Origin of the sequence: Myroides sp. C15-4, from assembly GCF_050522745.1 — a bacterium.
Taxonomy (GTDB): Bacteria; Bacteroidota; Bacteroidia; order Flavobacteriales; family Flavobacteriaceae; genus Flavobacterium.
On record NZ_JBMVQX010000013.1, the window covers coordinates 39,543 to 64,390 of the forward strand.

The following is a 24,848-nucleotide window of genomic DNA, read 5'->3' on the forward strand; positions in this document are numbered from 1 at the left end:
TAGGAGTATGCAATTTTTTAAACGTTACCAAAGAGAAATCTCAACTTTTATTTTGATCGGCTTACTACAAAGTTTTGTTTTTGAAGTGTTTGCCGCCTATGCCAACCCAATTCCGATGAAGCCAGTCGCTTATTTCTACGATCCTATGGATGAAGAAGAAGAGCGCTTGTTATTGAAAAATACAGCAGCGGATGATAGGGTGCATCTGGAGGATATCGTTTCTATTGTGGAATCTCCAGTCCAAGTGGAATCTCCAGTAGAAGAGAAAATAGACGATCAAACAGATGAAGTACTAGTAGAGGAGGAAATAAGCAAGGAGAAAAGAGTAGCAACCCAAACGGCTGTCGTTCAGTCAACAGTTGACCACGCAGGGGAAACGGTTATTTTATATGGTGCCGATATTCCTTATGGGATGATTGGTATAGCGGCTGATCAACCGTATGATGATCCTGAAGATAACCTGTTTAAGGTGACCATATCCGAAGCCATTGATGCTAAGGCTACCTATGTGTTATCTTATGATTTATATGGGGCTTCGAGTTCAACAGCAGTGGCTAAAAGTATCAATACCAGTACGAGTGTCGGAGGCTATATACAAAGTAAAAATCAAGTGTGGACCCGTGTAGAAGAGTATATTGCTCCGTTTAATTTAAAACAGGGGGTGAATACTGTTTTGTTCACAGCAGATGAGCAACCCGAATCGCCTTATTTGGTGCGCAATTTGCAAATCGAAAAACGCGTAACACAAGAAACAGAAGAATTACTTCAGATCAATGCAACCGTACGCGATAGTATAACAGGGCAAGTATACGTATCTGGGGTTGTTGCTGTTGGACAAGCGTCCGAATTGTATATTTCGGGAAAACGCATTCCCATTATTCAGCATACGTTTGAATACCTAGAAGCAATAGAAGATTCTTTAACAACACCGTTGTTAGCGGAAGTAAAAAAAGAAGGGGAAGTCGTGGCCATACAGGAAATTCAACTGGAGAATACCCCTGTTATTGCTGAAGTCACTCCCTTAACAACGGCCTTTAGACGCCATGAATTTGCCGTTCAAAAACAAGGCGAATCCCAAGTGTTTCAACACGATCAAGTCGAGATTGAACTTCCATCGACGAGTTTTAAAGAAGATTTTACCCTGTCGATTCAAGAATTAAGACCTCGTGATTATGCGCCTACAGGGATGACATTAATAAACGTTACGCCTGAGAAGAGTGCCTATCGCTTTTTACCAGATGGCATTCAATTTGATCAAGCAGTTACCCTGCGCTTACCTTATGACGCTACGGCTTTACCACGTGGGTATAGCGCTAAGGATATACAAGTGTTTTACTTTGATACAACGATCAAACAATGGGCTAAGGTTCAGGTGATTGATGTTTTGGAAGAGAGCCAGCAAGTCGTTGCTTTAACGACACACTTTACAGACTATTTAGCAGGGGTGATTCAGGAACCCGAGAGTCCCGATGGCGATGCTTTTTCACCCACGACACTGAGTGGGATACAAGCTGTTAATCCGGCGGAAAATATTCCGATGGTCAGTGTCCCTCAAATTAATGATCGCGGGGATGCAGCACTTACTTTTCCTTTGATTTTACCTGTAGGTAGACAAGGTATGACTCCCGATTTATCAGTCAACTACAACAGTGGGGCAGATGAAGGAGATTTTGGTTTGGGATGGAGTTTATCCGTACCAACAATATCCGTAGATACGCGTTGGGGAGTGCCTTTGTACGATACGGCCAAAGAAACAGAATCCTACTTGTTGAATGGAGAGGAATTGTTACTGGTTAAATCCGATCGTACGATGTATGTTCCGCATAAAGATCCGTTGATCAACCGCGTGAGTAATGCTACGTTCCAAAAAGCCCAACATAGCCCCAATCAGGAAATTAAACGCTTGGGCTCTGTGAATAATTATACCTGGCAAATTGTGGATCGATCTTCTGGATGGACGTATGATTATACGACCCATGCCAAAGGAAAATGGTATTTGACTAAAGTAATGGATGCGTATGGCAATTATATGGAATATCAATACAACCAAAACGCAAGTGGAGATCTTCAATTGCAAAGTATAGGATATAATAAAAATCAAGCCTTAACCGCTAGAAGTGATAATTTTCATGAATTTTCTATTTTAATTACACGAAAAAATACAATAGATTCTCCTAGAGGACCTCGTTTAGATGTAAAGACAACGAACCGCTATGGTGTAGAATCGAAGAGTGTGGATTTAATTGATAAAATTGTGATAAAAATGGAGCCTAAAGGATCTTTGGTCGATGCTGATGAAGGAAAAATGTCGTTGGGATATGCGCATAATGAATATCAATTTTTTTACAAAGCAGGACAGTTTGGTAGGAGTTTGCTCTATCGCATTATTAATACGAATAGCAACAATAAGGATGTTACTCCCACTGCGATGCCCTCGACTCCCGTAATAGAAGAATATAATTTCGATTACCACGATGATATTGGTACGGGATCCCTTTTTGAAAGTACAGGGCAAACGATTAATACCTATAAAGATTATGTCACAGATTACGATCGTTTTGGGGTATATATCTCTGCTTTAGGAGGTTCGGAGGGCAAATCAACAAATTTTAATGGAGGAGGCTCAGTGGGAATTGTTACAACTTTTATACCAAGTTCTTGGTTGCCCTTTAGTTGGTCTGCTACTTTTGGTAAGAATTTTGGAGGAGGTTCTTCTAATTCGGAGACTAAAGTAATGATGACCGATATAGATGGAGATGGTTTACCAGATAAAATTTTTAAAAGTGGGAAGCAATTTTATTACCGCAAGAATACAGGTAATGTTTTTTCATCCGAGGTTTATCCAATTAAGAATCTACCAAATTTAAGTTATACTAAAAACAAAAATAGTGAAGAAGGATTTAGCGTCAACATTATGGTTGGAAATCTTTCTGAATCTAATGCTAAGAGTTCGTCTAAAATGTCGACCTATATGACGGATGTCAATGCGGATGGCATCCTTGATGTTGTTGATAATGAACGGGTGTACTTTGGGTATATCGATCCGCAAACCAAAACGCCTACCTATAGCTTAGACAGTTCAATCACGCCTGCGATTGTATTGAAAGAAGAAGAAGTAGCCCCTGTTTTGAATCCAGAGCCAGCAGTAGATCTGACCAATGGTCCGATGGACCTGGTTATGGTATGGCGTGCACCCAAACCTGGACAAGTGAAAGTAACGGGAACGATTAGCAAGCAACATATTGCTTTAGACAGTGGAGTAAAATTTTCGATCGAGCGATTGAAAGATAATGAAATGGGAAATGCAACCTTTGTATTGGGACCTAATCTAATGCTATCCACAAGAGAAACACATAATCATACCCTAACGGTTGAAAAAGGTGAACTGTTGTTCTTTAGAGTGCATACCAATCAAATCCCATTGGAAGAGCTAGGAGTTAGTTGGAATCCAAAAGTGGAATATACAGGAACAAATCCAGATCCTATTATAGCGTCATCTAGACATGCATCAACCTATAATGAGGGATTTATTGTAGGAAGCAAGATGGAACACCTCTTTAAAGAGTCTGGAAAATACCGTTTAGAATGGCCAAGCTTTTCCATTATAGACAATGATCGAGTAACGATCCGCGTTTCTTATTTTAAAAAGGGAACAGCTAATGGTGGAAATCTACCAATTATCGGAAATAATGTGGTGATTTACGAAAAAACTAGTAGCATTGAGGGAACGACTACCTTTACTTCTCCAAATCAAACCTTAGATATGGAAACGATCACTTCGGTACCTGATAGTTTTCACTATATAAAGATCGAAGTGTTGAGTGATTCCGAAATAGATTGGAAGACCATTGACACCCAATTTAAACCCAAACTAGTCTCCTTAAATTCTTCAAATCCCGATGTTTATGTAGTGCCTTATTACTCTAATTACAGTAAAGTGCATACGAGCAATATTCCTTTGGAATACACAGCAAATGGATCCCGCGTTAGTGTTACAATAAAGAATAATTTTAAATTACCAGGATGTACAGCAGCTGTTTGTCAGGATCGCTATGTCTATTTAGTTGCTCGTTATCCTAGTGGAAGTATTATATCCTTAGTGAGTTCTAGCAATTCCGATGTACCTAGAGGATATGTGAAGTTCCGTTATAAATTTGATGCTGAAGGAAATATTGTTCAGAAACAGCGTTTGATGTCAAACAACCAATATCAAAATTTAGGTGATACTGATAACTTTTCTTTAACGCCAGGTATAGGATCGAGATACTTTTTTGAATATTACACGACCGAATATAAGATAGGGGAACTACTAGATAGTTATCAAGAAGGGGATGGTCTGCCATTAATAAAAGTAACTGCAAGTGGGGCAAATCCTAGTACCTATATGTCTGGGGTAGATGTCAATGGGAAGGTAAAAGCAAATGTATACACTGCGGAACCAACAGAAGCTTGGGGGGCGATGTACAGAAATTGGGGGCAATTTGCTTATAAAGGAGCAGAGCCTCAAGCGACATACCAACCTATTGTAGGAAGAAATGTGCATCCTTCAGCCGTAACATCTAATGCAACAGCTAATAATACGCTGACGGATCCAAATCTGACGTTGGATCAAGTAGAGTTGGATATGGTAGATATTCAAAGTGCAGGAGGTACTATGTCAGAGTATTTTGCCATGTTATTACCAAATAAACAAAAGAGTCGTTGGGAAAGTCATGAACATTTATATGTATCGGCAACAGCAATCAGTCCTTATACTCGATTTTTAACGGATGATATACCCGATTTACGCCCACCAACTGTAGCTGTTGGTAACTTTGGCGCAGCGGGAATTGATAAATATACGTCCATTAGAAACAAGAGTTCGAATAAAACATTAGGCTTTGGACCTGTTAATGCTGGACGTGCAAAAACAGATGGGACAAGTGAATTGTTGAATGAATTTATGGATGTTAATGGCGATGGATTTCCGGATATTATAGGGGAACGCATTCAATTGACCGCCAAACGAGGAGGATTGTCTAATCGTATTGTACAAGCAGATTTTACGATAAGAACTGCATTAAGAGGAACAGGCTCTCTAACGGGTGGAGCAGCTATGGGTATTGCAGGTGTTAATTTTGGGAGAGGCAACAATAGTTTAGCTGTAAAAATAGGAGATCAAGGCAGTGCTTCAATTAATGCTAGTTCATTTAATACGACCAATACCACCAATCGATTTTACGTAGATATCAATGGAGATGGCCTGGTGGATATTGTCCAAAGTGATGGAAAAGTATTGCTAAATTATGGTGGGACATTTCGAGAAAGCACCATTTGGAGATCGTTATCTTTTCAACAAAGTAAAACTCGTACAAAAAATCGAGGTGGCGGTGGCGGCTTTACTGGGATATCTAATTTGGACTTATCTTTTGGACTCAGTCTTTCTGAAAGTACATCAAGTGATTATACGACGTATATTGATTTGAATGGTGATGGATTACCTGAGCGAATTCATGACGGTAAATATTACATTAATACAGGAACAGGTTTTGAGGCAACTGGACGTAATATGCCAGGTAGTCAATCCCAAAAATCAATCGATGGAGGAATTAATGGCAATGCAACATTTTGTATTTATTTTATTATTCCTATTATTCTTACGGGACCTAAGTTTTGCTTTTCAGCAGGTGCTGCCACGGGTAAAAATATTTCGAGTGAAGAAGGGCGTTATATGGATTTCGATGGAGATGGATTTATCGATTATGTTACTTCCTCTCGCAATGAAAGCATAACGGTTTATAAATCGCGTATTAAACGCACGAATTTGCTGAAAACAGTTACTCAAAGTACAGGAGCAAAAATTGATTTGGATTACGATATTACCAATCCCGTTGATCAATCAACCATTGGAGGAACCTACAAGATGCCGTATAAAAAATGGGCTTTGACCAAAGTAGCCGTTTATGATGGCTTTGAAGGAGATGGAGAAAATACTACGCGCTATGCGTATGAATACTTTAATGGATACAAAGACAGAAAAGAACGCAACTTCTTGGGGTTTGGTCAGACAAAAGCCCACCTGTTAAATAGGGAAGGTGTTCCGTTCCGCACCACAGTAACAGAGTATCTATTGGATGGCATGACAGAGAATGAGCTATATCAACCCGGAACTAGTTCAGGGCTTAAACAGTACCTCTACAAAAAAGGATTGCCGAAGAAGACCTATACGTTAGACAAGAGAAAACGACCGTTAACAGAAACGACTTATGCGTATAAGTTTTACGAAAATCGCTTGGTAACAGCCGATATTAATACAGCAACAACGTCGCCTGCAGAGGTCAGCGTTTTTACAGAAAAACTCTCCGTATTGCCTTTGGTCACGAGTATACAAACAAAAAATTGGACCTATCAAAGTGAAACGGGGAGCAGTGCACTTGTCAATCAGACCGAACAAAAATTTCAAGGCTATGATAAACTGGGGAATGTAAAAAAATATGTGGATGTTGATCGAGGGTTAACCGTTGATATTGCTTATAATTTAGGAGTAAAAACCTTGCCAATTAGTCATAAGGTTAGTTTAACGAGTACGAATCAACAGTTGCGTCTAACGACAGCTTCTGTTACATCCAATGGAGCGAAGTATGCGCAAGTCAATAAGTACGTTACGAATACACAATTCACAACAATAAGGTATGAATACGATATTTTAGGAAATCTTAGTAAAAAAATCCTACCAGGTGGCTTTAGTTATACCTACGATTATGGGCCATATACGATAGTATATCCACAGTATCACGGCGATTATTTTAAGGTTGTACCAGCGCGAATTACCGATCCTTTTGGCCATGTTACTAGACAACTAGTTAATGCTTTTGGATTACCTGTATTAGTACGAGATGCATACGGAGAAGAAATCCACTATCAGTATGATCCTTTTAATCGCTTGTTAAAAGTAAAAGGACCTTATGAGGAAGATTGGACGATTCAAAATAAATATATCAGCAATCGACAATCGATGACCCAGCACAATTTAGGCGATGGCAATGTCTTGAATACCAGTATGTTTACTGATGGTTTAGGGCGTGTGATTCAAGTGAAAAAACAATTGGAAAATGATGAAGAATATATCGGTTGTGGTGGAAGCACACCCGGACTTCGCTTGGCGGTTTCTGGTAAAATAAAGTACGACGAATTTGGCCGTGTAGTCGAAAACTATTTGTCTGAGGAAGAATTGATTTGTGATCCATTGCGACCACAACAAACGGTAGAGTCGATGTTGACGACTCTTTATCGAACAACAGATGTAGAAGAACGCAAAATCATGACGACCTATGACGATCAAGATCGCGTTTTAGAACAAAAAATCTATGGTACTAATGCAGTGACTACAACTAGCTATGGCTATGCAGGTACACTGTTGACCCAAAAAGTTATTTTACCAGAGCGAAATACGACCATTAGCTATTTTGATAAATTGGGGCAAAAAACCAGAGAAGAACAGTTAGGTACTAATGGAGAAAATTTAGCTACGCGATTTAGTTATGACAATTTAGGACAAGTCAAACAAGTGACCAATGCCATGGATCACTTTACGAATTACGATTATGATTTGTTGGGACGCATAACGCAAAAAGAGGCTTCAGCCTCAGGGATTACTGCGTTTACCTATGATGATTTAGGGCAAATTAAGACCAAAGTAGATGCGACGAATCGAACAATTAGTTATACGTATGACTTTAATCGTTTAACAAAAATAGTAGGCGATCAGATTAATGCCGATTTTACTTATGAACCACAAGGGCGCTTAAAATTAATGACTGATCGAAGTGGTACCCATCAATTTAAGTATGGAAAATTGGGTGAAGTCGTAGAAGAAACCAAATTCATTCCTGATGAACACGGCAGTCCACATTATTTTAAAACCAAGTATAAATACGATTCTTGGGGTAGAATTTTGGAGATAGTGTATCCCGATAGAGAAAAGGTCAACTACCACTACAACAGTGTGGGACAATTGACGAGTATGGTCAATGATGAAGGAGTCGAATATCTAAGTCAAGTCAAGTACAATTACTTTGATCAACCCTACTATATTCAATATGGAAACAAGGTAGAAATGAAGCAGGAATTTGACCTAACGGAGCGTTTGCGTGCTGCTCAATTGGCTGCACCACAGGCAAATAATCCGAGCAGTTTCAGTGTGTTTTTACGCAATGTCTATCAATATGACCGAAATAATAATGTGAGAGGGATTTACAATAATTTCAGCCAGCATCAGCGATTAAATATAGGAGGAACGTATAGTAAAATATTCAAATACGATGCATTTAACCGACTGAAAAGTGCAGAAGGAACGTGGGATGGCTTGTTAGAAGAACACAATTATAAGTTGGATATGGACTACAACCAAGACCATGCTATCAGTAATAAAATACAGCAACATGTTGTAATAGACAAAAATACAAGAGACAAAACCTATACTGAAAATTCCGTGAAGAGGAATTATTTGTATGAGGATGCTAGGCAACCTCAACTCACTCTTATTAAAGCTGTAAGTGATAATGGTAATGGATTTGAACAACGTTTTAGCTATACAGCAACTGGAAATATAAAAGCGATAGAAACATCGGGTAATACTTCGAATGTTGTAGCATATCGAAATCGAGCTTTTACATGGGATGCCAATAATAATATTACGGAAATTACGGATGATGGGAATCTTTCGAGTATTTACTTATATGATGGAAAAGGCGAGCGCGTAGGTAAGCGAATTGGTGTATCCTCCAATTTGAATATCAATGGACGAATGAATTTACATGGATCCTACCATGCGGGAGAAGTGCTCTATCCCAATGGTTATTTAGTGTATACTAAGGGGACCTACACCAAGCACTATTATGCCAATTCAAAACGCATTGCTTCGCGTATAGGAAAAGTGGAAGATGTAGAAGATTTTAAACGAGAAGATTACAATAAGGTTGAGGTATCTCCCCGTACGCCAAGGGGTGGTCGAATGAATAGTACAGCTGTACAGGCAACCAGAGGAATTGGGGATAATTGGATTTTTGATCCAACCCAAACATCAGAGGAAATTTGTAAAAATCAAATTGAATTTTTATTGAATTCACTCTATAATACGCCTGAAAGACGCAATTGTAGACAGCAAATTTTGGATATTATTGAGAATAGTAAAAAATATGGAAATCGCTGTATTGAAACTAATGCTGCTGGTATCTGTATAAAAATCCAACTTTATGTGATAGGTACAGATTATTGTTTGGCTTTAGAGAAAATCAACAGAGAGAGTTGCGTAGAACTAACACCAGATGGCTTAGTGATTGATCCAGATACGGGTTATGTGTATGATCCCTTGACCGGAGTACCTTTGGATCCCATTACTCGCGAGCCAATTGATTTAGGGACGATTGTAGATTTCAATCTCCTAGAGTTGGATTGTTACAATCAATTTCTTAATTTTATAGAATACTATCAAGATCGGGAAGATAAACCAGCGATCTACGATTTATTGTTCAAGTACTATTGGTGTTTGATTTGTAAAGATGCCGAATGTAAAGAATGTTATGATTTGCCTGGTATTGTTTTTGTGAGAGAAGATGGAGGAGAAGATGTAAGTTGGATCCGTACAGAAGAGGGGTTTTACATTCAATTTTGTGAATTGGTTATTCCACCCTTACCACGAGAAGAACCAGAAGAAGAGGAAGAACCGGAATTTCCACCTATTGTACTACCACCAGCGGTTGGAGATACGTGGAGAGACAATCCACCAACAAACAATCCTACGATTATAGCTAATCCAACTACACAAGTAGGTCCGGTGTGGTGGTATCACGCGGATCATTTAGGTAGTACAACGTATATAACGGATATACTCGGTAAACCCGTACAATACATTGAGTACCTACCGTTTGGGGAAGTGATGGTGGAACAAAGTACGAATAACATTTTGGAGAATGTGTATAAGTTCAACGCTAAAGAATTGGATCCGCAGACAGGGTATTATTACTATGGTGCCCGATACTATGACCCTGGTGCGAGTATATTTCTGAGTGTGGACCCGTTGGCGGAGAAAATGCCAAGTTGGAATCCTTATGCATATACGCTGAATAATCCAATCAATCTAATAGATCCTGATGGACGTGAACCAATAAAACCTTATGTTGGTACATCTGCTATGTTTAGAGCTTTATTGAATAATAGTCCTCGAGGAGTTGGGAATTATACAGGAGCACAAGCAGGGAATTATTTAAGAAGTTTAGGTAATACTGAATTTAGTTGGAAACAGATGAGACCATTACCAACGCAGACAGGGTATTTTAACAAAAAAGCAGGACGTTATATTTATACCGAAAAAGGAGGTTGGATGGATATGGCTCATTTTATGTTCTATGCAGGAAAGGCTTATGGCTATAAGCAACAAAAACAGCAAGCACAAGAGCTAATGAATAGTGAGTCGTTTAAGTATATGAGGCACGGACAAGAAACTATAATAAGACAAGCTACAATGGATCCTGTTGGAGAAGCCGTTCAAGATGGTTATCATCAAGAAATGAGTGATAAATTTGCAGCTAAACACTCCGCATATAGTTATGAAGACTTACCAAGTGATAAATACGGTGCAGACTTTGGAGCAAATTATTTTGATCCCAACAGTAAGCTAACCTTTGGAGAACAATTGGAAAATTATTTAAATGGATTAGGAGCAACAGACCCTAAAAATGCACCTAATTATAATAATTTGCCAACAATGGAGCCCACAGATAAGCCAACAAGAACAAATAACACAACAACACCTGTTTATATTAAAGACAACCCATAATGAAAGTAATTTATAAAAAAGTATTTTTGTTTTTTGCTCTAAAATTGGTAATTGTAACCTTGGTAATTTTTTGGTTTAGAAATAAAGAAAATGACAGTTACAAAAATCAAGGAGAAGAGCTTGTAAACAAGATAGAAATTTTTAGAAGTGAACATAACAGAGTGCCAAACACAGTAGAAGAATTAGGATTGGTAGAACCAATGAATGAGGGACCTTATTATGAGAAGAAAGATAGTTTAAGCTATATAGTCTATTTCAATATTGGTTTTGATAATACTAAAACATATTCTTCAGAAACTAAAAAATGGAAAGATGAACCTTAATAAAAACAAAGCCACTCATTGAGTGACTTTGTTTATTTTAAAAACGCTTGTAATTTACTTTTAGCAAGGTAGGCATCAAGTAAAGAAAACACACATTCTTTGTCTTTTTCTGTGAGCTGGTCAATCTCTTGAAATCTCTTCAACATAGTAGGGTCTTTTAAAAACTGGGCTTCTTTAGCCTCGCCAATCAAATAACCAACGGTAGTTCCGTGTGGACCCGTTGGCGGAAGAATTTCCAGGATGGAATCCGTATCATTATGTACACAATAATCCGATTAATTTGGTGGATCCGACGGGGATGAGTGCAGAAGATACAACTGGAGGAGATGGAGGAAGATTAACAGCATGGAAGGTCTTTCCAGATAATAACAACAAAGGAAGTTATAATGCTTATGAAGTAGCGAGTACTGATTGGGAAGGAGACCCAACTGATGTTTTTTCAGTTCACAATAATGATGGATCTATTGATACCTATAATAGTATAAAAGATCTTAATAAAGCCGGAATAACAAATGTAAATTATCAGCGTAAAAATGACAAAAGTGTCATGGGTAATTTACAAATGGCTTATGATGGTTGGGTAAATGCAACAGGAGAGACTGCAAGAGCTAAGGAAACTATGTTGAATTATATAGGTGGAATTGCATCAACAGTTATACCTATTGAAGGATTACTATTAGGTAATACTTCTAAAGCTTTATCTTGGGGTAAAAATTCTGCTGGACATTTGGTAAAACATAGAGATGTTTTAGGGTTTGGTAATGTTTCTGCTCAACAAGCTCAAAAAATAGTACCAGAATTAAAAGCTGTTGCAAATCAATTATTAAAAAACTCTAATCCGGCATTAACCCGTGTTGGTCAGTGGCATGGTCATCAAAATGCAATTATGTATATTAGTAATGGAAAAATGATTGTTACTGAAGCTAATGGAACTTTTATTACTGTAATAAATAAAACTGCAAATCAGTGGTATAATGCCGCAAAAACTTTGAGATAATGATAAATGAATTAAAAAAAATTAAAGATAAAACAGTTAAACAATTCTATTTAGTTGTTTGGCCACCATTCGGAGAAAGTGATATCTCTCAAATTGATTTATCGGCAGGTTACGTTTTTGAAGATTCAGTAGATCAGCTAGTTGTAATAACGACGGATAAAAATGACTTGACAACACCAATAATTGAATATTTACCCATTCCTAGTATAAAAAGAAATTGGATAGAATTTGAACAAAGAATGAAACGATGGATGAGCTGTGAAGAAGGAATGGAGATGGATGTTGAATATTATGAGGTATCGGATAGTAATTTATTCAACAATATTGTAAAGCAAAAGATTTTAGATGTTGAATTAATCACGCTGAACACTAATTTGCTGTTAGGAGTGAAATTAATTTTTAATAATGATTTTGTCTTGTCAACTCCAATAAGTGATGGGAACACCATTGAGACAAAATTATTCAATAGCTATAATAATTTAGAAAATTTCTTATTGTTAGGAAGTATAGATTTTATTAGCTTAAATAAGGTGTAAATAGTTTTTTTTGCCAATTGGCTAATATAAAAACCCCGATCGCGCGGAGTTGCAGTCCGTGCGTTAAGTAAAAATACCCCCAACTTGTTTATGGTTGGGGGTATTTTTTTATAAATTCAACGCATTAGACAGCGTTTGTTTGAGTTTAAGGTTATAAATAGCCATATCAATAATACTAAAAATAGATTCTTTCTGTTTATCGTCTAGCTGTTCGATAAGCTGTACCTTTTCAATAATTGATTTATCAATAGAGTTTATATCTTTCAAACTATTTTCTTCTGTAAAAATATCTGCTAAACTAATTCCGAGTGCATTAGCTATTTTTTCAATAGACGAGCATTGTGGGTCAACCTTACCATTCTCAATTTTAGAGTATTGGCTTGGGTTCATACCTAAAGACAAAGCTACCTCTTTTTGAGATAATCCTTTAGTATGGCAATGGTCTTGCATTATTACGGCTTAAAGCCCGACAAGCAGAGTCGGTTGCACTGTCCGTTCCACGAGGATAAAACCCCGAGTCTGCAGGTGTATTACAAAACCCAAACGGCTTATTGCTTTAGCAGCAACTGCAAAACTCATGGCAAGAGTATGGATGTGATTGATTTTGTGATGCATCAAGAAAACGCTACTAAAGCAGAGGCCATCAACAAATGCAAAGCGATACTAGGTGTTGCAACAGGAGAACAAAGTAGGGTATTGCCTGCCTCTAACTTTTTAGGGAATATGTATCAGTATTTTGCTCATGTTTAAAATAACAACAAACCCGCTAGTCTTAGATTAGTGGGTTTTATATTTACATAATACTTTTCAGTTTCGTTTGTTTAAGAAAGGAATCGAGCAGTTCCATGACCACATTTTTTTTATCGTCTGGGAGTTTTTGGATATCCGTAATTTTGTTTAGTAGGTCTTTTTCTATTAAATAAAACCTTATCTTTATAAGAACGGTTGGTTTTTTTAAGATAAAGGTTGAGTTCGCGAGAAGAACCAGAAGAAGAGGAAGAACCGGAATTTCCGCCTATTGTACTACCAGCAGCGGTTGGAGATACATGGAGAGACAATCTACCAACAAACAATCCTACGATTATAGCTAATCCAACTACACAAGTAGGTCCAGTGTGGTGGTATCACGCGGATCATTTAGGTAGTACAACGTATAGTACAGATATTCTCGGTAAACCCGTGCAATACATTGAGTACCTACCGTTTGGGGAAGTGATGGTGGAACAAAGTACGAATAACATTTTGGAGAATGTGTATAAGTTCAAGCTTTTCGGAGCCTAAAGTGATGAACTTTAGGCGAACGAACCGCACGTAGTGCTGTTGGATCCGCAAATCGAAGCGAAGCTGAGATTCATCAAACACCAAAACAAAATATAAGCTAGGTGAGGTAAACAGGGTATTATTACTATGGTGCACGATACTATGACCCTGGTGCGAGTATATTTCTGAGTGTGGATCCATTGGCGGAAGAATTTCCAGGATGGAATCCATACCATTATGTACACAATAACCCGATTAATTTGGTGGATCCGACAGGGATGAGTGCACAAAATCCAGGTGGAGGGAAAGTCATAGCCGTATTTTATCATGGTGGACCAACAGGAGGAGGAAAACAAACTACGGTTTCTAATGCGGGATATACAGGTCAAATATATAGCAATACTCAATCTGCAGCATCAAATTCGGGAAGAGGTTTTTCAGGAACCATTATCGCTCCAGGCTTGACTTCTGCTTCAGGCGTTAAAACTGGGTATGATTTTATTAATCAAAATTATCAGGAAGGTGATCAAGTTATTATATATGGGTATAGTTATGGAGTTGATGTAGCTGTTGATTTAACTCATAACCTTAACGAATCAGGAATAGGGGTTAATTTACTTGTTACTGTTGATGGATCAGATGGACCATTTCAAAATATGACAGTAAATACCACCATTCCTGAAAATGTTGAAACAAATTTAAACATATATCAAACTAATAATTCAGGGGCTTCTAGTTCTTCTAGATCGACAGGTTCGTCTTCAGGAGCAACCAGTAGTAGTAGCGGAAGTAATAGTAGTGGAAGCAGTAATAGAAGTAATAGTGGGAGTAGTAATTCGCCAGGTTCGAAAGGGGGTCCCAACAAGGCGGTAAATTCTAATTCTACTAATATTTTAAATAAAAAAATAATAGGATCAGGTGTTAATCATGGTAATATCCAGCAAAAATCTGAAAATATAATACAACCTTTAATAAATAGTACAATAGACCAAAGATAAAGTTATGAGAAATTATATTTTACCATTAGTAATCCTTTTTTTTTCTTGTAATAAAGATGTGCAGGACATTACTGTAGAAGGAATAGTGCGTTATGCTGAAAATAAAGAACCAATTAGTGGAATAGAAGTTGGAATAGTTTGTTGGAAGTATAAAAATAGTCCTGATGAAAGTTATTCAGAAAATGAAATTAAAATTGTTAGGACGGATAGTGAAGGTAAATATAAAGTTCATTTTGCTGAAGGAGCTTTTGTAGAAGTACAAGTTGCCTTGAGAGGATATAGTAAAGGACATGAATCTAGGGAGATATATAATAAAAAGAATACGATTGATATTTTACTGAAAAAGAAGTGATAATAGTTTTATTTAAAAAAATCACTCTTTTGAAGTGATATTTTTGCCTATATCAAAAAAGAATAAAAATAATAAACCCGCTAGTCTTAGATTAGCGGGTTTATTATTTACATAATACTTTTCAATTTAGTTTGTTTAAGGAAGGAATCGAGCAGTTCCATGACCACATGTTTTTTATCATCTGGGAGTTTTTGGATATCCGTAATTTTGTTAAGTAGGTCTTTTTCAATCAAAAAAAAACTTATTTTTATAAGAACAGTTGGTTTTTTTAAGATAAAGGTTGAGTTCGCGAGAAGAACCAGAAGAAGAGGAAGAACCGGAATTTCCGCCTATTGTACTACCACCAGCGGTTGGAGATACGTGGAGAGACAATCCACCAACAAACAATCCTACGATTATAGCTAATCCAACCATACAAATAGGCCCGGTGTGGTGGTATCACGCGGATCATTTAGGTAGTACAACGTATATTACAGATATTCTCGGTAAACCCGTGCAATACATTGAGTACCTACCGTTTGGGGAAGTGATGGTGGAACAGAGTACGAACAACATTCTGGAGAATGTGTATAAGTTCAACGCCAAAGAGCTAGATCCACAGACAGGGTATTATTACTATGGTGCACGATACTATGACCCTGGTGCGAGTATATTTCTGAGTGTGGACCCGCATGCTGAAAAGTACCCTGAAATAAATCCTTATGTATATGTGGCTAATAATCCTATAATGCTTATTGATCCTGATGGGAGAAAAATAGTCATATCTAATTTAAAAGGTAAAGACGGTAGTCAAACAATGAATGTTTCAATAACAGGAAAAATAATAGATTTAACAACATCAGGTAGTATACATCTTCCTTCATATTCGAATAAGGTTAAATCAAATTTAGAAAAGGCTCTAAGTGGTAGTTTTACAACAAATGATGGAGTAAAAATCAATGTTAATGTACAGGTGAATTTAACTATAGCTAATAAAATATCTGATATAGATGATAATGACCATGTTATAGGAATTGTCGATTCTTTTACTCCGACAAATAAAGAAGGAGTAATATCAAATAAAGCAGGTATAGCTGAAATGGATGGAAATGTGACGTTGTTACAAAGTAGTTATTTAAATGGTTTTAATACAGTAGAGGAACACGAGTTTGGGCACTTAATGGGGTTAGATCATAAGGGAGCAACTTTTATGTCAGAGAATATTTCTCAGAATAAAACAAAAACAGAAGACCAACAATCCCAAATGTTTAGTAGGTATCGTTATTTAGAAAATGGTGTTTTTAGAAATGCAGATAGAGATGCAATGGATTCCGATGATAGTAAAAGTGGATTAAAAAATTTATTAAGAGTGTCGAAAGCTAAATATGATAATAAAAAATTATAGAATTATAGGATTTGTAATAGTATTTGTTTTGAGTTCATGCAAAGCTTATATTCAAACTTACCAAATCGAATATGTAGATATTAAAGACTATCGATTATTTAATGAATGTTTAATAGATGTAGGAAGTATAGTCACTTTGGAAAAAGATAGTTTGTTTATAAGAAATGGTGAGGAAGATTGTAAATATAGTTTCTTCCATGAACAAAATAAACTTAGTGTTATTAATAATGATATGGTGATTTATTTTTATTTAAGTGAAGTTGATAATGAAAATTTAGCTTTTATAACAAATTGGTTACCAAAATATTATATGATTAATTGGAAGGAAGAATATATGAAGTATAAAGAAGATGGTGTTAAAATAAAGCTTACTAAATTGAAGTAAAACAAGCATCCCAAATTAACTTGTTTTGATTTAAAAAGAGTATAAAAAACAAACCCGCTAATCGAACAACGATTAGCGGGTTTGTTTTTTATAAAATAGCTTGTAATTTTCTTTGTTTGATAAAAGCGTCTAGCAGTGCAAATACGTGTTTTTTATCCTCTTCGTTTAATTTTTGTATATCGAGTACTTTGTTAACGATATTTTTGTCTAGGAGAATAGCTGTAACTCCTACTAGGTAATCTAAGGAGATTTGTAAAGCTTGGGCTAGCTCTATAACAACCTAGATTTTTTCGTAGTAGTAAAAAAGGTAAGCTTGTTCTTTACAACCCTAGTAATTGTCTTTTCTTCGTTTCAAATTCTTCATCGGTAAGAATACCTTGATCGCGTAGCGTAGCAAATTTCATTAATTCATCGGCAGCACTAGTCGCAGTAGTGGTTTCCTTTTGTTCCTCAATAGGCATTATTTTCTTTAACTCTTGATAAAGCTTAGGAATAGAATTACTTGGTTTAAGCTCAAGGTAACAACTCTCATTCTCATAATTCACTACTAAAGTTAATTCATTTTCTTTTCTGCGTTTCCCGCCTATAGCCGCACCAGCAATAAATCCTATCCCCCCCGTTAAAACACCACCTATAATGGCTCCTGTTGCAGCTTTTCCCGCAGATCGGTAGGTCTCTTGATTAAGTCCTATTTCGGTTATATCCTCTTTGGGAATGAAGATTTTTTTACTTTTGAAACCAATCAGTAGTTTAAGATGAATCCCCTCAGGGGCTACTTGAAAGGTGATAGGGGCTTTGTTTTTACAAAATGAAAAACCAGATAAATAAGTTTCTGAAAAAATTGGATATTTTGGCAAAGAAAAAAATCCCATATTTAGATATAATTAAGTTAATGGATATAATTTTAATTTGTGTTATCTTATAAAAATAACATTGATCTAGATTATAACCTAATTTTTTTATACATTTTCCTAAATTAGTTGTTTTTATGTTAATACGAATTTTCACTTTTATAAAAAAATAAGGGGTTAGGCAGCGGAGACCTAAGGAGAAAATAGGTAATTGAACTAAAGAGAGGTGGAATTATTGTAAAGGAGATCTACTATTTGATAGTAGAGATTGGAGTGTATCTTCTCTTCTTAAGAGAATCTTTTTTTCAACTAGATGTAATGAACCAAAAGCCGAAAGCCGAAAAACAGTTTTTTGCTTTGGCTGTTTCTTATCGACACTGTACGGTTTCCCGTCTTTTTTCCTTATTTTTGTTTACAAGAGAATAGGTCAGTTCACACACCATAAAGAAGAAAAACGATGTTTGATTTTCGGTTGAAGGTTTTTTATACCGTTGCAAAAAGGGAAAGCTTTACCAAAGCAGCCAAGGAGCTGTTGATTTCACAACCTGCCGTTTCCAAACACATTCGCGAAATAGAATCCCACTATCAGACCAAACTATTTGTACGAGATGGAATTACAATTCGCCTAACCGAATCGGGACAATTGCTCTACAACTACGCCGAGGATATCTTTTCCACCTATCGCAATTTGGAATTTGATATGCATGCCCTAAATGCAAAAATGGATGGAAACCTGCGAATAGGAGCGAGTACCACGGTTTCTCAATACGTTTTACCCCCATTATTAGCCGAATTCAGGACCAAAGTACACGATATCCATTTGGATATCCTCTCCGAGAATTCAGCAGTTATCGAACAATTACTGTTGAGTAAAACCATTGATGTCGGAATTGTGGAAGGATGTTCGAAAAACCCACAAATCAAGTATATTGACTTTATTGATGATGAAATTGTCTTGGTGTGTCGAGCAGAAAATCCCAAGTTTAAAACAGGACTGATCGAACCCGAAGAACTCAAAGACTATTCCTTCTTATTGCGAGAAACTGGGTCGGGAACCCTAGACGTCATTGAAAGTAATTTGAATCAACTGGGAATTTCCCTGAATCAATTGCGCAATGAAATGAACTTCTCCAGTACTGAAAGTATTAAAATGTACCTCAAGCATTCCGATAGCTTTGCCTTTATTTCCATACATGCTATCTTAAAGGAGTTGAAGTACAATGAGTTAGTGGTTGTTGATATCAATGGGCTAGATATCAGACGAAAATTCAGCATTGTACAGCGACAAGGACAGGAAAGTGCACTGGTAGAATTGTTTATTCGCTTTATTAAATCGTATAACCTAAAGTTATAGCCAATAACTATTATGTATTTTTCTCGCTTGGGTAGATGATTGACCTTTGTAGAGATGAAAATACATATTTTATGACAGCACCTAACAGCAATACTGCACTCGGTAGTAAACTAATACTCATTGGCTTAGCTGTACTAAGCTTATTCCCTTTTATCTCTTCTGCAACGGCTTTGGTATTGGGTATTATTTACGCACAAATTTTTGAAAACCCCTATAGCAAGCAAACCAAGAAAGCCACAGGACTCCTATTGAAGGTTGCTGTTGTTGGACTGGGGTTTGGAATGAATGTATACAGCGCTTTAGCAGCGGGAAAAGACGGTTTTGTCTTGACTATTTTTTCCATCTTCCTAACGTTAATTTTAGGATTTGGAATCGGAAAACTGCTAAAAATTGACAAGAAAATATCCTATCTAGTTTCTTCGGGAACAGCGATTTGTGGCGGTAGTGCTATTGCAGCCGTATCCCCAGTCATTGATGCGGATGAAAAGCAAATATCCGTTGCTTTGGGGATTGTATTTATCTTGAATTCCGTGGCTTTACTTATATTTCCACCCATCGGTCATGCGTTGGGGTTGAGCCAGGTCGACTTCGGACTGTGGTCTGCTATTGCCATTCACGATACGAGTTCGGTTGTGGGAGCCGCTGCAAAATATGGAGATGAAGCCCTAGAAGTCGCTACAACGGTAAAATTAGCCCGTGCGCTTTGGGTCATTCCCGTTGCTTTTTTATCGACTATGCTATTCAAAAATAAAGGATCAAAAGTGAAAATCCCTTACTTTATTGGGTTGTTCATTTTGGCAATGCTCGCTAATTCCTATATTCCTTTTATTCAGCCTTTGGGACCTTATATTGTAGAATTATCCAAAGCAGCCTTAACGCTAACACTATTTTTAATTGGTACTTCTTTATCGTTTAGAACGGTAAAAAATGTAGGTGCCAAACCTTTTATTGAAGGGGTATTGCTGTGGATTTTTATTTCGGTGAGCTCACTGGCGTATATTTTGTATTTGTAAGTGGTAAGTGGTGAGTGGTAAGTGGTGAGTGGTAAGTGGTGAGTGGTAAGTGGTGAGTGGTAAGTGGTGAGTGGTAAGTGGTGAGTGGTGAGTTAACTGTAAACGGTTAACCGTTAACCATAAAAAAACGGCGATATAAAATCGCCGTTTTTTAAATTATACTTGGATAACGCCAAGGTTAAAAGGTTTCTCGATAGGCGCGTGGTTCGCGGCTTCGATTCCCATAGAAATCCATTTTCTCGTATCCAAAGGATCGATAATAGCATCAGTCCAAATTCGCGCTGCCGCGTAGTATGGAGAGACTTGTTTATCGTATTTCGCTTTAATTTTGTCGTATAGTTTTTGTTCTTCTTCTGCGGATAACGCTTCGCCTTTTGCTTTTAGAGAAGAAGCTTCGATTTGCAACAATACTTTGGCTGCTTGTGCACCGCCCATAACAGCAAGTTCTGCACTTGGCCAAGCAAAGATCAAACGAGGATCATAGGCTTTTCCACACATGGCGTAGTTTCCTGCTCCATAGGAGTTTCCAACAACAACAGTAAACTTAGGAACGACAGAGTTCGAAACTGCATTAACCATCTTAGCGCCATCTTTGATGATTCCGCCATGTTCTGATTTCGATCCAACCATAAATCCAGTTACATCTTGTAAAAAGACCAATGGAATTTTCTTTTGGTTGCAATTCGCAATAAAACGAGTAGCCTTATCTGCAGAGTCAGAGTAAATTACCCCTCCAAATTGCATTTCTCCTTTTTTCGTTTTGACCACTTTACGCTGATTGGCAACAATACCCACAGCCCAACCATCAATACGCGCATAACCCGTAATTAACGATTGACCATAACCTGCTTTGTATTCTTCAAATTCAGAATCATCAACCAAACGCTTGATGATTTCCATCATATCGTACTGTTCTGCACGTGATTTGGGTAAAATACCGTAAATGTCAGCCGGATCTGCCGCGGGCTTCTTAGCCGCAATTCTATTGTATCCCGCTTTGTCGAAATCACCAATCTTATCGACAATATTTTTGATGGTATCTAAAGCGTCTTTATCGTCTTTTGCCTTGTAGTCTGTTACACCTGAAATCTCACAATGTGTTGTTGCACCACCAAGGGTTTCATTGTCAATGCTTTCGCCAATCGCTGCTTTTACTAAGTAGCTTCCCGCTAAGAAAATACTCCCCGTTTTATCCACGATTAAAGCCTCATCACTCATGATAGGTAGGTAAGCCCCACCAGCAACACAACTACCCATTACAGCAGCAATTTGGGTGATCCCCATACTACTCATAATGGCGTTGTTTCTAAAAATTCTTCCAAAGTGCTCTTTGTCAGGGAAAATCTCATCTTGTAGTGGTAAATATACCCCAGCACTATCTACTAAATAAATAATAGGAAGCTTATTTTCGATGGCAATCTCTTGGGCACGTAGGTTTTTCTTTCCAGTAATAGGAAACCAAGCTCCAGCTTTTACTGTTGCATCATTGGCTACTACAATACACTGTTTACCTTTAATATAACCTATTTTGACCACTACACCAGCTGATGGACATCCACCGTGCTCTTCGTACATCTCATCACCTGCAAAAGCACCAATTTCAATACTATTAGTCTTAGGATCTAATAGGTAATCAATGCGTTCTCTGGCTGTCATTTTTCCTTGTTGGTGCAATTTTTCAATTCGCTTTTCACCTCCACCAAGTTTAACTTTTGCTAGTTTTCGTTTTAAATCAGAAAGTAATAACTTGTTGTGATCTTCGTTTTTATTGAAGTTAATATCCATAGTTATCTAGGTTGTGTATAATATTATTAGTTTTCGCTAAAGTACAAAATAAAAATTTATAGGACTTACTCTGTCCGTAATATTCAAGAAAGCGTAAATTTAAAAGCCATTCAAGTGGAAAGTAATTTGACAGCGGTAAACCAACCAAAGAAATTGCGATATTTTTGTTAAATTAGTTGATTGCTATAAAAAAGGAAGAAATGAGAGTAAGAGATTTGTTTGTAATAGTACTAAAGTTAGTTGCGTTAAGCCTAGTGATCCATACCTTCTTATTGAATCTTCCTTTGTTAGTCATACGTATTTGGATGGATCAAGATGTATTAGGAACAAATGGAATCGAGTTGCTCTATACTGTTCTTTTAGTTGGACTATTGGCTTTGCTCTTTGTATTTGCAGAAAAGATCGTCGATTTTTTAAAGGTCGAACAAGGCTTTACTAATCCAACAATCCCTACAGCGGCTCTGACTGTGGATGGATTGACACAATTGGGACTGTTTTTTGTAGGATTGGGACTCCTGATCGATAATCTGCCTTCTTTTTTGAGTAATGCTTTGTTTTGGTTTAAAGCCAAAGCGATAGATAATCCGTACGAATATGTACAAACAGGCAATTATTGGTTTGCTAGTCTATTTAATTTGCTTGTAGGTTATATCTTGATTCGCAATAAAGAAAAAGTTAGCCAATGGGTTAGTCCAAAAGAAGAGGAAGGATAGGGTAATGGTTTGGTATATAGTTTTTTACGATTTGTTTTACTCGTAAATTGGCATTAGTTTTGCCTTGGATTGCACACGCTAATATTATCTTAATGTTAAGTAAATTGCTGAGTATTAACGCAGTGTTAAGTACATAAGTTATTGATTACTAGTGTTTAAGTTGTGGTTTTGGATGTGAATTCAGAAGAATCTTAGTTTTGAGATAAAAATTAACGTTAAGGAAACATTCGCTTGATTTTATTGCGTAATTTTGTCGCTGTTTATAACATATATTTTATATAATGTCATTGAATAACATTTTTCAATTTTTAGTTCCAAAGGACAAAACATTTTATCCTTTATTTGAACAAGCAGCTGAAAAGCTTAAAAAACTATCAGAAACGCTGAATGAAGCTGTGCATACCCCAGCAAAAGAAAGAGAGAAATTACTTAAAGATGTTGAGGTAATTAAGGTTGAGATCGAAACAATTGCACAAAAAACAAGAATCGAATTAGGGAAAAACTTTATCACGCCTTTTGATAGAGAAGATATTCACAATTTGATCACAGCGGTTGACGATGTAGCTGACCATTTATCAGATGCTGCTTCTCGTATGAGATTGTACCAAATTGATAAAATTACAAAACCATTGCGCAAATTGACGGAAGCTAATTTAGAAGCTTGTAGTGAAGTGCACAAGGGACTATTACACTTGAAAGATTTAAAAAAGCTAGAAGAGTTAGCGACTGTATGTAAAAATATTTCTCGCTTAGAAAGAAAAGCGGATAAAGTTTTTGATAAAGCCGTTGCCGATATTTTCGAAAATGAAAATAACGCCATCGAAATTATAAAATACAAAGAGGTAATGGTGGCGTTAGAAACGGCTACAGATAGTTGTAGAGATGTAGCTAATGTACTGGAAACCGTTATCGTTAAATACTCTTAATGATCTAGCGCAAGTATATGGAATTTTTTACAGAAATATTGAGTAATCAAAGTGGGATTATGCTAATCGTTATTATCGTATTAGCGCTCGGATTTGATTATATCAATGGTTTTCACGATGCTGCAAACTCGATCGCTACCATTGTAACGACACGTGTTTTAACTCCGTTTCAAGCAGTACTTTGGGCGGCAGCTTTTAATTTTGTCGCTTATTTTATCTCCCTGTATATTATTGGTGAGTTTAAAATTGGTAATACCATCGCTAAATCAGTGAATGAAAACTTTATTACTTTAGAAGTGATTTTTGCTGGTTTAATAGCTGCAATTATTTGGAACTTAGTTACTTGGAAATTGGGTATTCCTTCTTCTTCTTCTCATACCTTAATTGGTGGTTTTATTGGAGCAGCTGTTGCACATGCTGGTGGTTTCTCTATTGAAGGAGTAGATGTAGTAGTGTACGCAAAAGTAATTCCAATCTTCTTATTTATTTTTGGAGCACCTTTACTCGGTTTAATTTTAGCTTATTTTATCACTGTAGCTATTATGTGGATTTGTAGAAATCAAAACCATTATAAATGTGAAAAGTGGTTTAAACGCTTGCAATTAGTTTCTTCTGCTTTATTTTCATTGGGACATGGTGGAAATGACGCTCAAAAAGTAATGGGTATTATTGGAGCAGCAGTAATTTTCTATCATGTGAATGTAGATATGGATCCTGCATATTTAGGTGATGTAGATACGTTTAAAGTGTTCGTAGAACACTGGTGGTGGGTACCTCTAGCCTCATTTTTATTCATTGGGTTAGGAACCTTATCAGGAGGATGGAAAATTGTTAAAACGATGGGAAGTAAAATTACGAAAGTAACGCCTTTAGAAGGAGTAGCAGCTGAAACAGCTGGAGCCGTAGCCTTATACGTAACAGAGCACTTGGGGATTCCCGTTTCGACAACACATACGATTACCGGTTCAATTATCGGAGTGGGGGTGACAAAACGCGTATCTGCCGTTCGTTGGGGAGTTACTATTAACCTATTGTGGGCATGGATTTTAACTATTCCAGTATCAGCTATTATCGCTATGATTGTGTACTATATTGTTGCAGCAGTAATGTAAATTTAAAAAGTCATATTACAACGGTTAACCTTGTGGACTAGTA

At 36.9% G+C, this 24,848-nt stretch carries 17 protein-coding genes and 1 pseudogene; 15 read left to right on the top strand and 3 right to left on the bottom strand.

The window, feature by feature from the left end; translation table 11 throughout:
* Window positions 1-7: 7 nt before the first annotated feature.
* The 4 genes from ACPDHL_RS07945 (at window position 8) to ACPDHL_RS07960 (ending at window position 12,672) form a co-directional block, all read left to right on the top strand.
* Window positions 8-10,816, top strand: coding sequence for an RHS repeat-associated core domain-containing protein (locus tag ACPDHL_RS07945; protein WP_430532242.1), 10,809 nt, complete (start codon window positions 8-10; stop codon window positions 10,814-10,816).
* Window positions 10,816-11,139: a hypothetical protein gene (locus tag ACPDHL_RS07950; protein ID WP_430532243.1), complete on the top strand. Its 324-nt coding sequence runs from the start codon at window positions 10,816-10,818 to the stop codon at window positions 11,137-11,139. Before ACPDHL_RS07945 ends, ACPDHL_RS07950 begins: the two co-directional genes overlap by 1 nt.
* A gap of 298 nt (window positions 11,140-11,437) precedes the next feature.
* Entirely contained in the window at window positions 11,438-12,136 is a 699-nt protein-coding gene (locus ACPDHL_RS07955; protein WP_430532244.1) for a hypothetical protein, read from the top strand.
* Complete coding sequence (locus ACPDHL_RS07960; protein WP_430532245.1) at window positions 12,136-12,672, top strand: hypothetical protein; 537 nt, start codon at window positions 12,136-12,138, stop codon at window positions 12,670-12,672. Before ACPDHL_RS07955 ends, ACPDHL_RS07960 begins: the two co-directional genes overlap by 1 nt.
* A gap of 108 nt (window positions 12,673-12,780) precedes the next feature.
* On the opposite strand, the gene ACPDHL_RS07965 is transcribed toward ACPDHL_RS07960, so the two are convergent.
* Window positions 12,781-13,122, bottom strand: coding sequence for a helix-turn-helix domain-containing protein (locus ACPDHL_RS07965; RefSeq protein ID WP_430532246.1), 342 nt, complete (start codon window positions 13,120-13,122; stop codon window positions 12,781-12,783).
* On the opposite strand from ACPDHL_RS07965, the gene ACPDHL_RS07970 reads away from it, so the two are divergent.
* The 6 genes and pseudogenes from ACPDHL_RS07970 (at window position 13,105) to ACPDHL_RS07995 (ending at window position 17,051) form a co-directional block, all read left to right on the top strand.
* The gene (locus ACPDHL_RS07970) at window positions 13,105-13,422 is read left to right on the top strand and encodes a CHC2 zinc finger domain-containing protein (protein ID WP_430532247.1); all 318 of its coding nucleotides are present in this window, start codon (window positions 13,105-13,107) and stop codon (window positions 13,420-13,422) included. The two genes, ACPDHL_RS07965 and ACPDHL_RS07970, sit on opposite strands and share 18 nt — an antisense overlap.
* A gap of 216 nt (window positions 13,423-13,638) precedes the next feature.
* Entirely contained in the window at window positions 13,639-13,953 is a 315-nt protein-coding gene (locus ACPDHL_RS07975; protein ID WP_430532248.1) for a hypothetical protein, read from the top strand.
* 122 nt (window positions 13,954-14,075) lie between these two features.
* Window positions 14,076-14,930, top strand: a pseudogene (locus ACPDHL_RS07980) (RHS repeat-associated core domain-containing protein); the annotation flags it as partial.
* Window positions 14,931-14,934: 4 nt separating this feature from the next.
* A complete protein-coding gene (locus tag ACPDHL_RS07985) occupies window positions 14,935-15,282 on the top strand; it encodes a hypothetical protein (protein ID WP_430532249.1) in 348 nt (115 codons plus the stop codon).
* A 280-nt stretch (window positions 15,283-15,562) separates the two neighbouring features.
* Window positions 15,563-16,666, top strand: a complete 1,104-nt coding sequence (locus ACPDHL_RS07990) for an RHS repeat-associated core domain-containing protein (RefSeq protein WP_430532250.1) — start codon at window positions 15,563-15,565, stop codon at window positions 16,664-16,666.
* Window positions 16,647-17,051: a hypothetical protein gene (locus ACPDHL_RS07995; RefSeq protein ID WP_430532251.1), complete on the top strand. Its 405-nt coding sequence runs from the start codon at window positions 16,647-16,649 to the stop codon at window positions 17,049-17,051. Before ACPDHL_RS07990 ends, ACPDHL_RS07995 begins: the two co-directional genes overlap by 20 nt.
* A 320-nt stretch (window positions 17,052-17,371) precedes the next feature.
* Here ACPDHL_RS07995 and ACPDHL_RS08000 read toward each other — a convergent pair whose 3' ends face one another.
* A complete protein-coding gene (locus ACPDHL_RS08000; protein WP_430532252.1) occupies window positions 17,372-17,923 on the bottom strand; it encodes an SHOCT domain-containing protein in 552 nt (183 codons plus the stop codon).
* A 436-nt stretch (window positions 17,924-18,359) separates the two neighbouring features.
* Between ACPDHL_RS08000 and ACPDHL_RS08005 the strand changes: the two genes are divergently transcribed.
* Both ACPDHL_RS08005 and ACPDHL_RS08010 read left to right on the top strand, forming a co-directional pair.
* Window positions 18,360-19,256, top strand: coding sequence for a LysR substrate-binding domain-containing protein (locus tag ACPDHL_RS08005; RefSeq protein WP_430532253.1), 897 nt, complete (start codon window positions 18,360-18,362; stop codon window positions 19,254-19,256).
* A 71-nt stretch (window positions 19,257-19,327) separates the two neighbouring features.
* Complete coding sequence (locus tag ACPDHL_RS08010; RefSeq protein WP_430532254.1) at window positions 19,328-20,269, top strand: YeiH family protein; 942 nt, start codon at window positions 19,328-19,330, stop codon at window positions 20,267-20,269.
* Window positions 20,270-20,425: 156 nt separating this feature from the next.
* Here the strand turns inward: ACPDHL_RS08010 and ACPDHL_RS08015 are convergent, their stop codons facing one another.
* The gene (locus ACPDHL_RS08015; protein ID WP_430532255.1) at window positions 20,426-22,054 is read right to left on the bottom strand and encodes an acyl-CoA carboxylase subunit beta; all 1,629 of its coding nucleotides are present in this window, start codon (window positions 22,052-22,054) and stop codon (window positions 20,426-20,428) included.
* Between the two features lie 200 nt (window positions 22,055-22,254).
* Here ACPDHL_RS08015 and ACPDHL_RS08020 point away from each other — a divergent pair, with 200 nt between their 5' ends.
* The 3 genes from ACPDHL_RS08020 (at window position 22,255) to ACPDHL_RS08030 (ending at window position 24,805) form a co-directional block, all read left to right on the top strand.
* Window positions 22,255-22,767, top strand: a complete 513-nt coding sequence (locus tag ACPDHL_RS08020; protein WP_430532256.1) for a hypothetical protein — start codon at window positions 22,255-22,257, stop codon at window positions 22,765-22,767.
* A gap of 281 nt (window positions 22,768-23,048) precedes the next feature.
* Complete coding sequence (locus ACPDHL_RS08025) at window positions 23,049-23,693, top strand: DUF47 domain-containing protein (protein ID WP_430532257.1); 645 nt, start codon at window positions 23,049-23,051, stop codon at window positions 23,691-23,693.
* Window positions 23,694-23,710: 17 nt separating this feature from the next.
* Entirely contained in the window at window positions 23,711-24,805 is a 1,095-nt protein-coding gene (locus ACPDHL_RS08030) for an inorganic phosphate transporter (RefSeq protein ID WP_430532258.1), read from the top strand.
* Window positions 24,806-24,848 lie beyond the last annotated feature (43 nt).

Coding starts and splice junctions, on each gene's coding strand:
- ACPDHL_RS07945 (WP_430532242.1), top strand. CDS start 8: ATGCAATTTTTTAAACGTTACCAAAGAGAAATCTCAACTTTTATTTTG.
- ACPDHL_RS07950 (WP_430532243.1), top strand. CDS start 10,816: ATGAAAGTAATTTATAAAAAAGTATTTTTGTTTTTTGCTCTAAAATTG.
- ACPDHL_RS07955 (WP_430532244.1), top strand. CDS start 11,438: ATGAGTGCAGAAGATACAACTGGAGGAGATGGAGGAAGATTAACAGCA.
- ACPDHL_RS07960 (WP_430532245.1), top strand. CDS start 12,136: ATGATAAATGAATTAAAAAAAATTAAAGATAAAACAGTTAAACAATTC.
- ACPDHL_RS07970 (WP_430532247.1), top strand. CDS start 13,105: ATGGCAATGGTCTTGCATTATTACGGCTTAAAGCCCGACAAGCAGAGT.
- ACPDHL_RS07965 (WP_430532246.1), bottom strand. CDS start 13,122: ATGCAAGACCATTGCCATACTAAAGGATTATCTCAAAAAGAGGTAGCT.
- ACPDHL_RS07985 (WP_430532249.1), top strand. CDS start 14,935: ATGAGAAATTATATTTTACCATTAGTAATCCTTTTTTTTTCTTGTAAT.
- ACPDHL_RS07995 (WP_430532251.1), top strand. CDS start 16,647: ATGATAATAAAAAATTATAGAATTATAGGATTTGTAATAGTATTTGTT.
- ACPDHL_RS08000 (WP_430532252.1), bottom strand. CDS start 17,923: ATGGGATTTTTTTCTTTGCCAAAATATCCAATTTTTTCAGAAACTTAT.
- ACPDHL_RS08005 (WP_430532253.1), top strand. CDS start 18,360: ATGTTTGATTTTCGGTTGAAGGTTTTTTATACCGTTGCAAAAAGGGAA.
- ACPDHL_RS08010 (WP_430532254.1), top strand. CDS start 19,328: ATGACAGCACCTAACAGCAATACTGCACTCGGTAGTAAACTAATACTC.
- ACPDHL_RS08015 (WP_430532255.1), bottom strand. CDS start 22,054: ATGGATATTAACTTCAATAAAAACGAAGATCACAACAAGTTATTACTT.
- ACPDHL_RS08020 (WP_430532256.1), top strand. CDS start 22,255: ATGAGAGTAAGAGATTTGTTTGTAATAGTACTAAAGTTAGTTGCGTTA.
- ACPDHL_RS08025 (WP_430532257.1), top strand. CDS start 23,049: ATGTCATTGAATAACATTTTTCAATTTTTAGTTCCAAAGGACAAAACA.
- ACPDHL_RS08030 (WP_430532258.1), top strand. CDS start 23,711: ATGGAATTTTTTACAGAAATATTGAGTAATCAAAGTGGGATTATGCTA.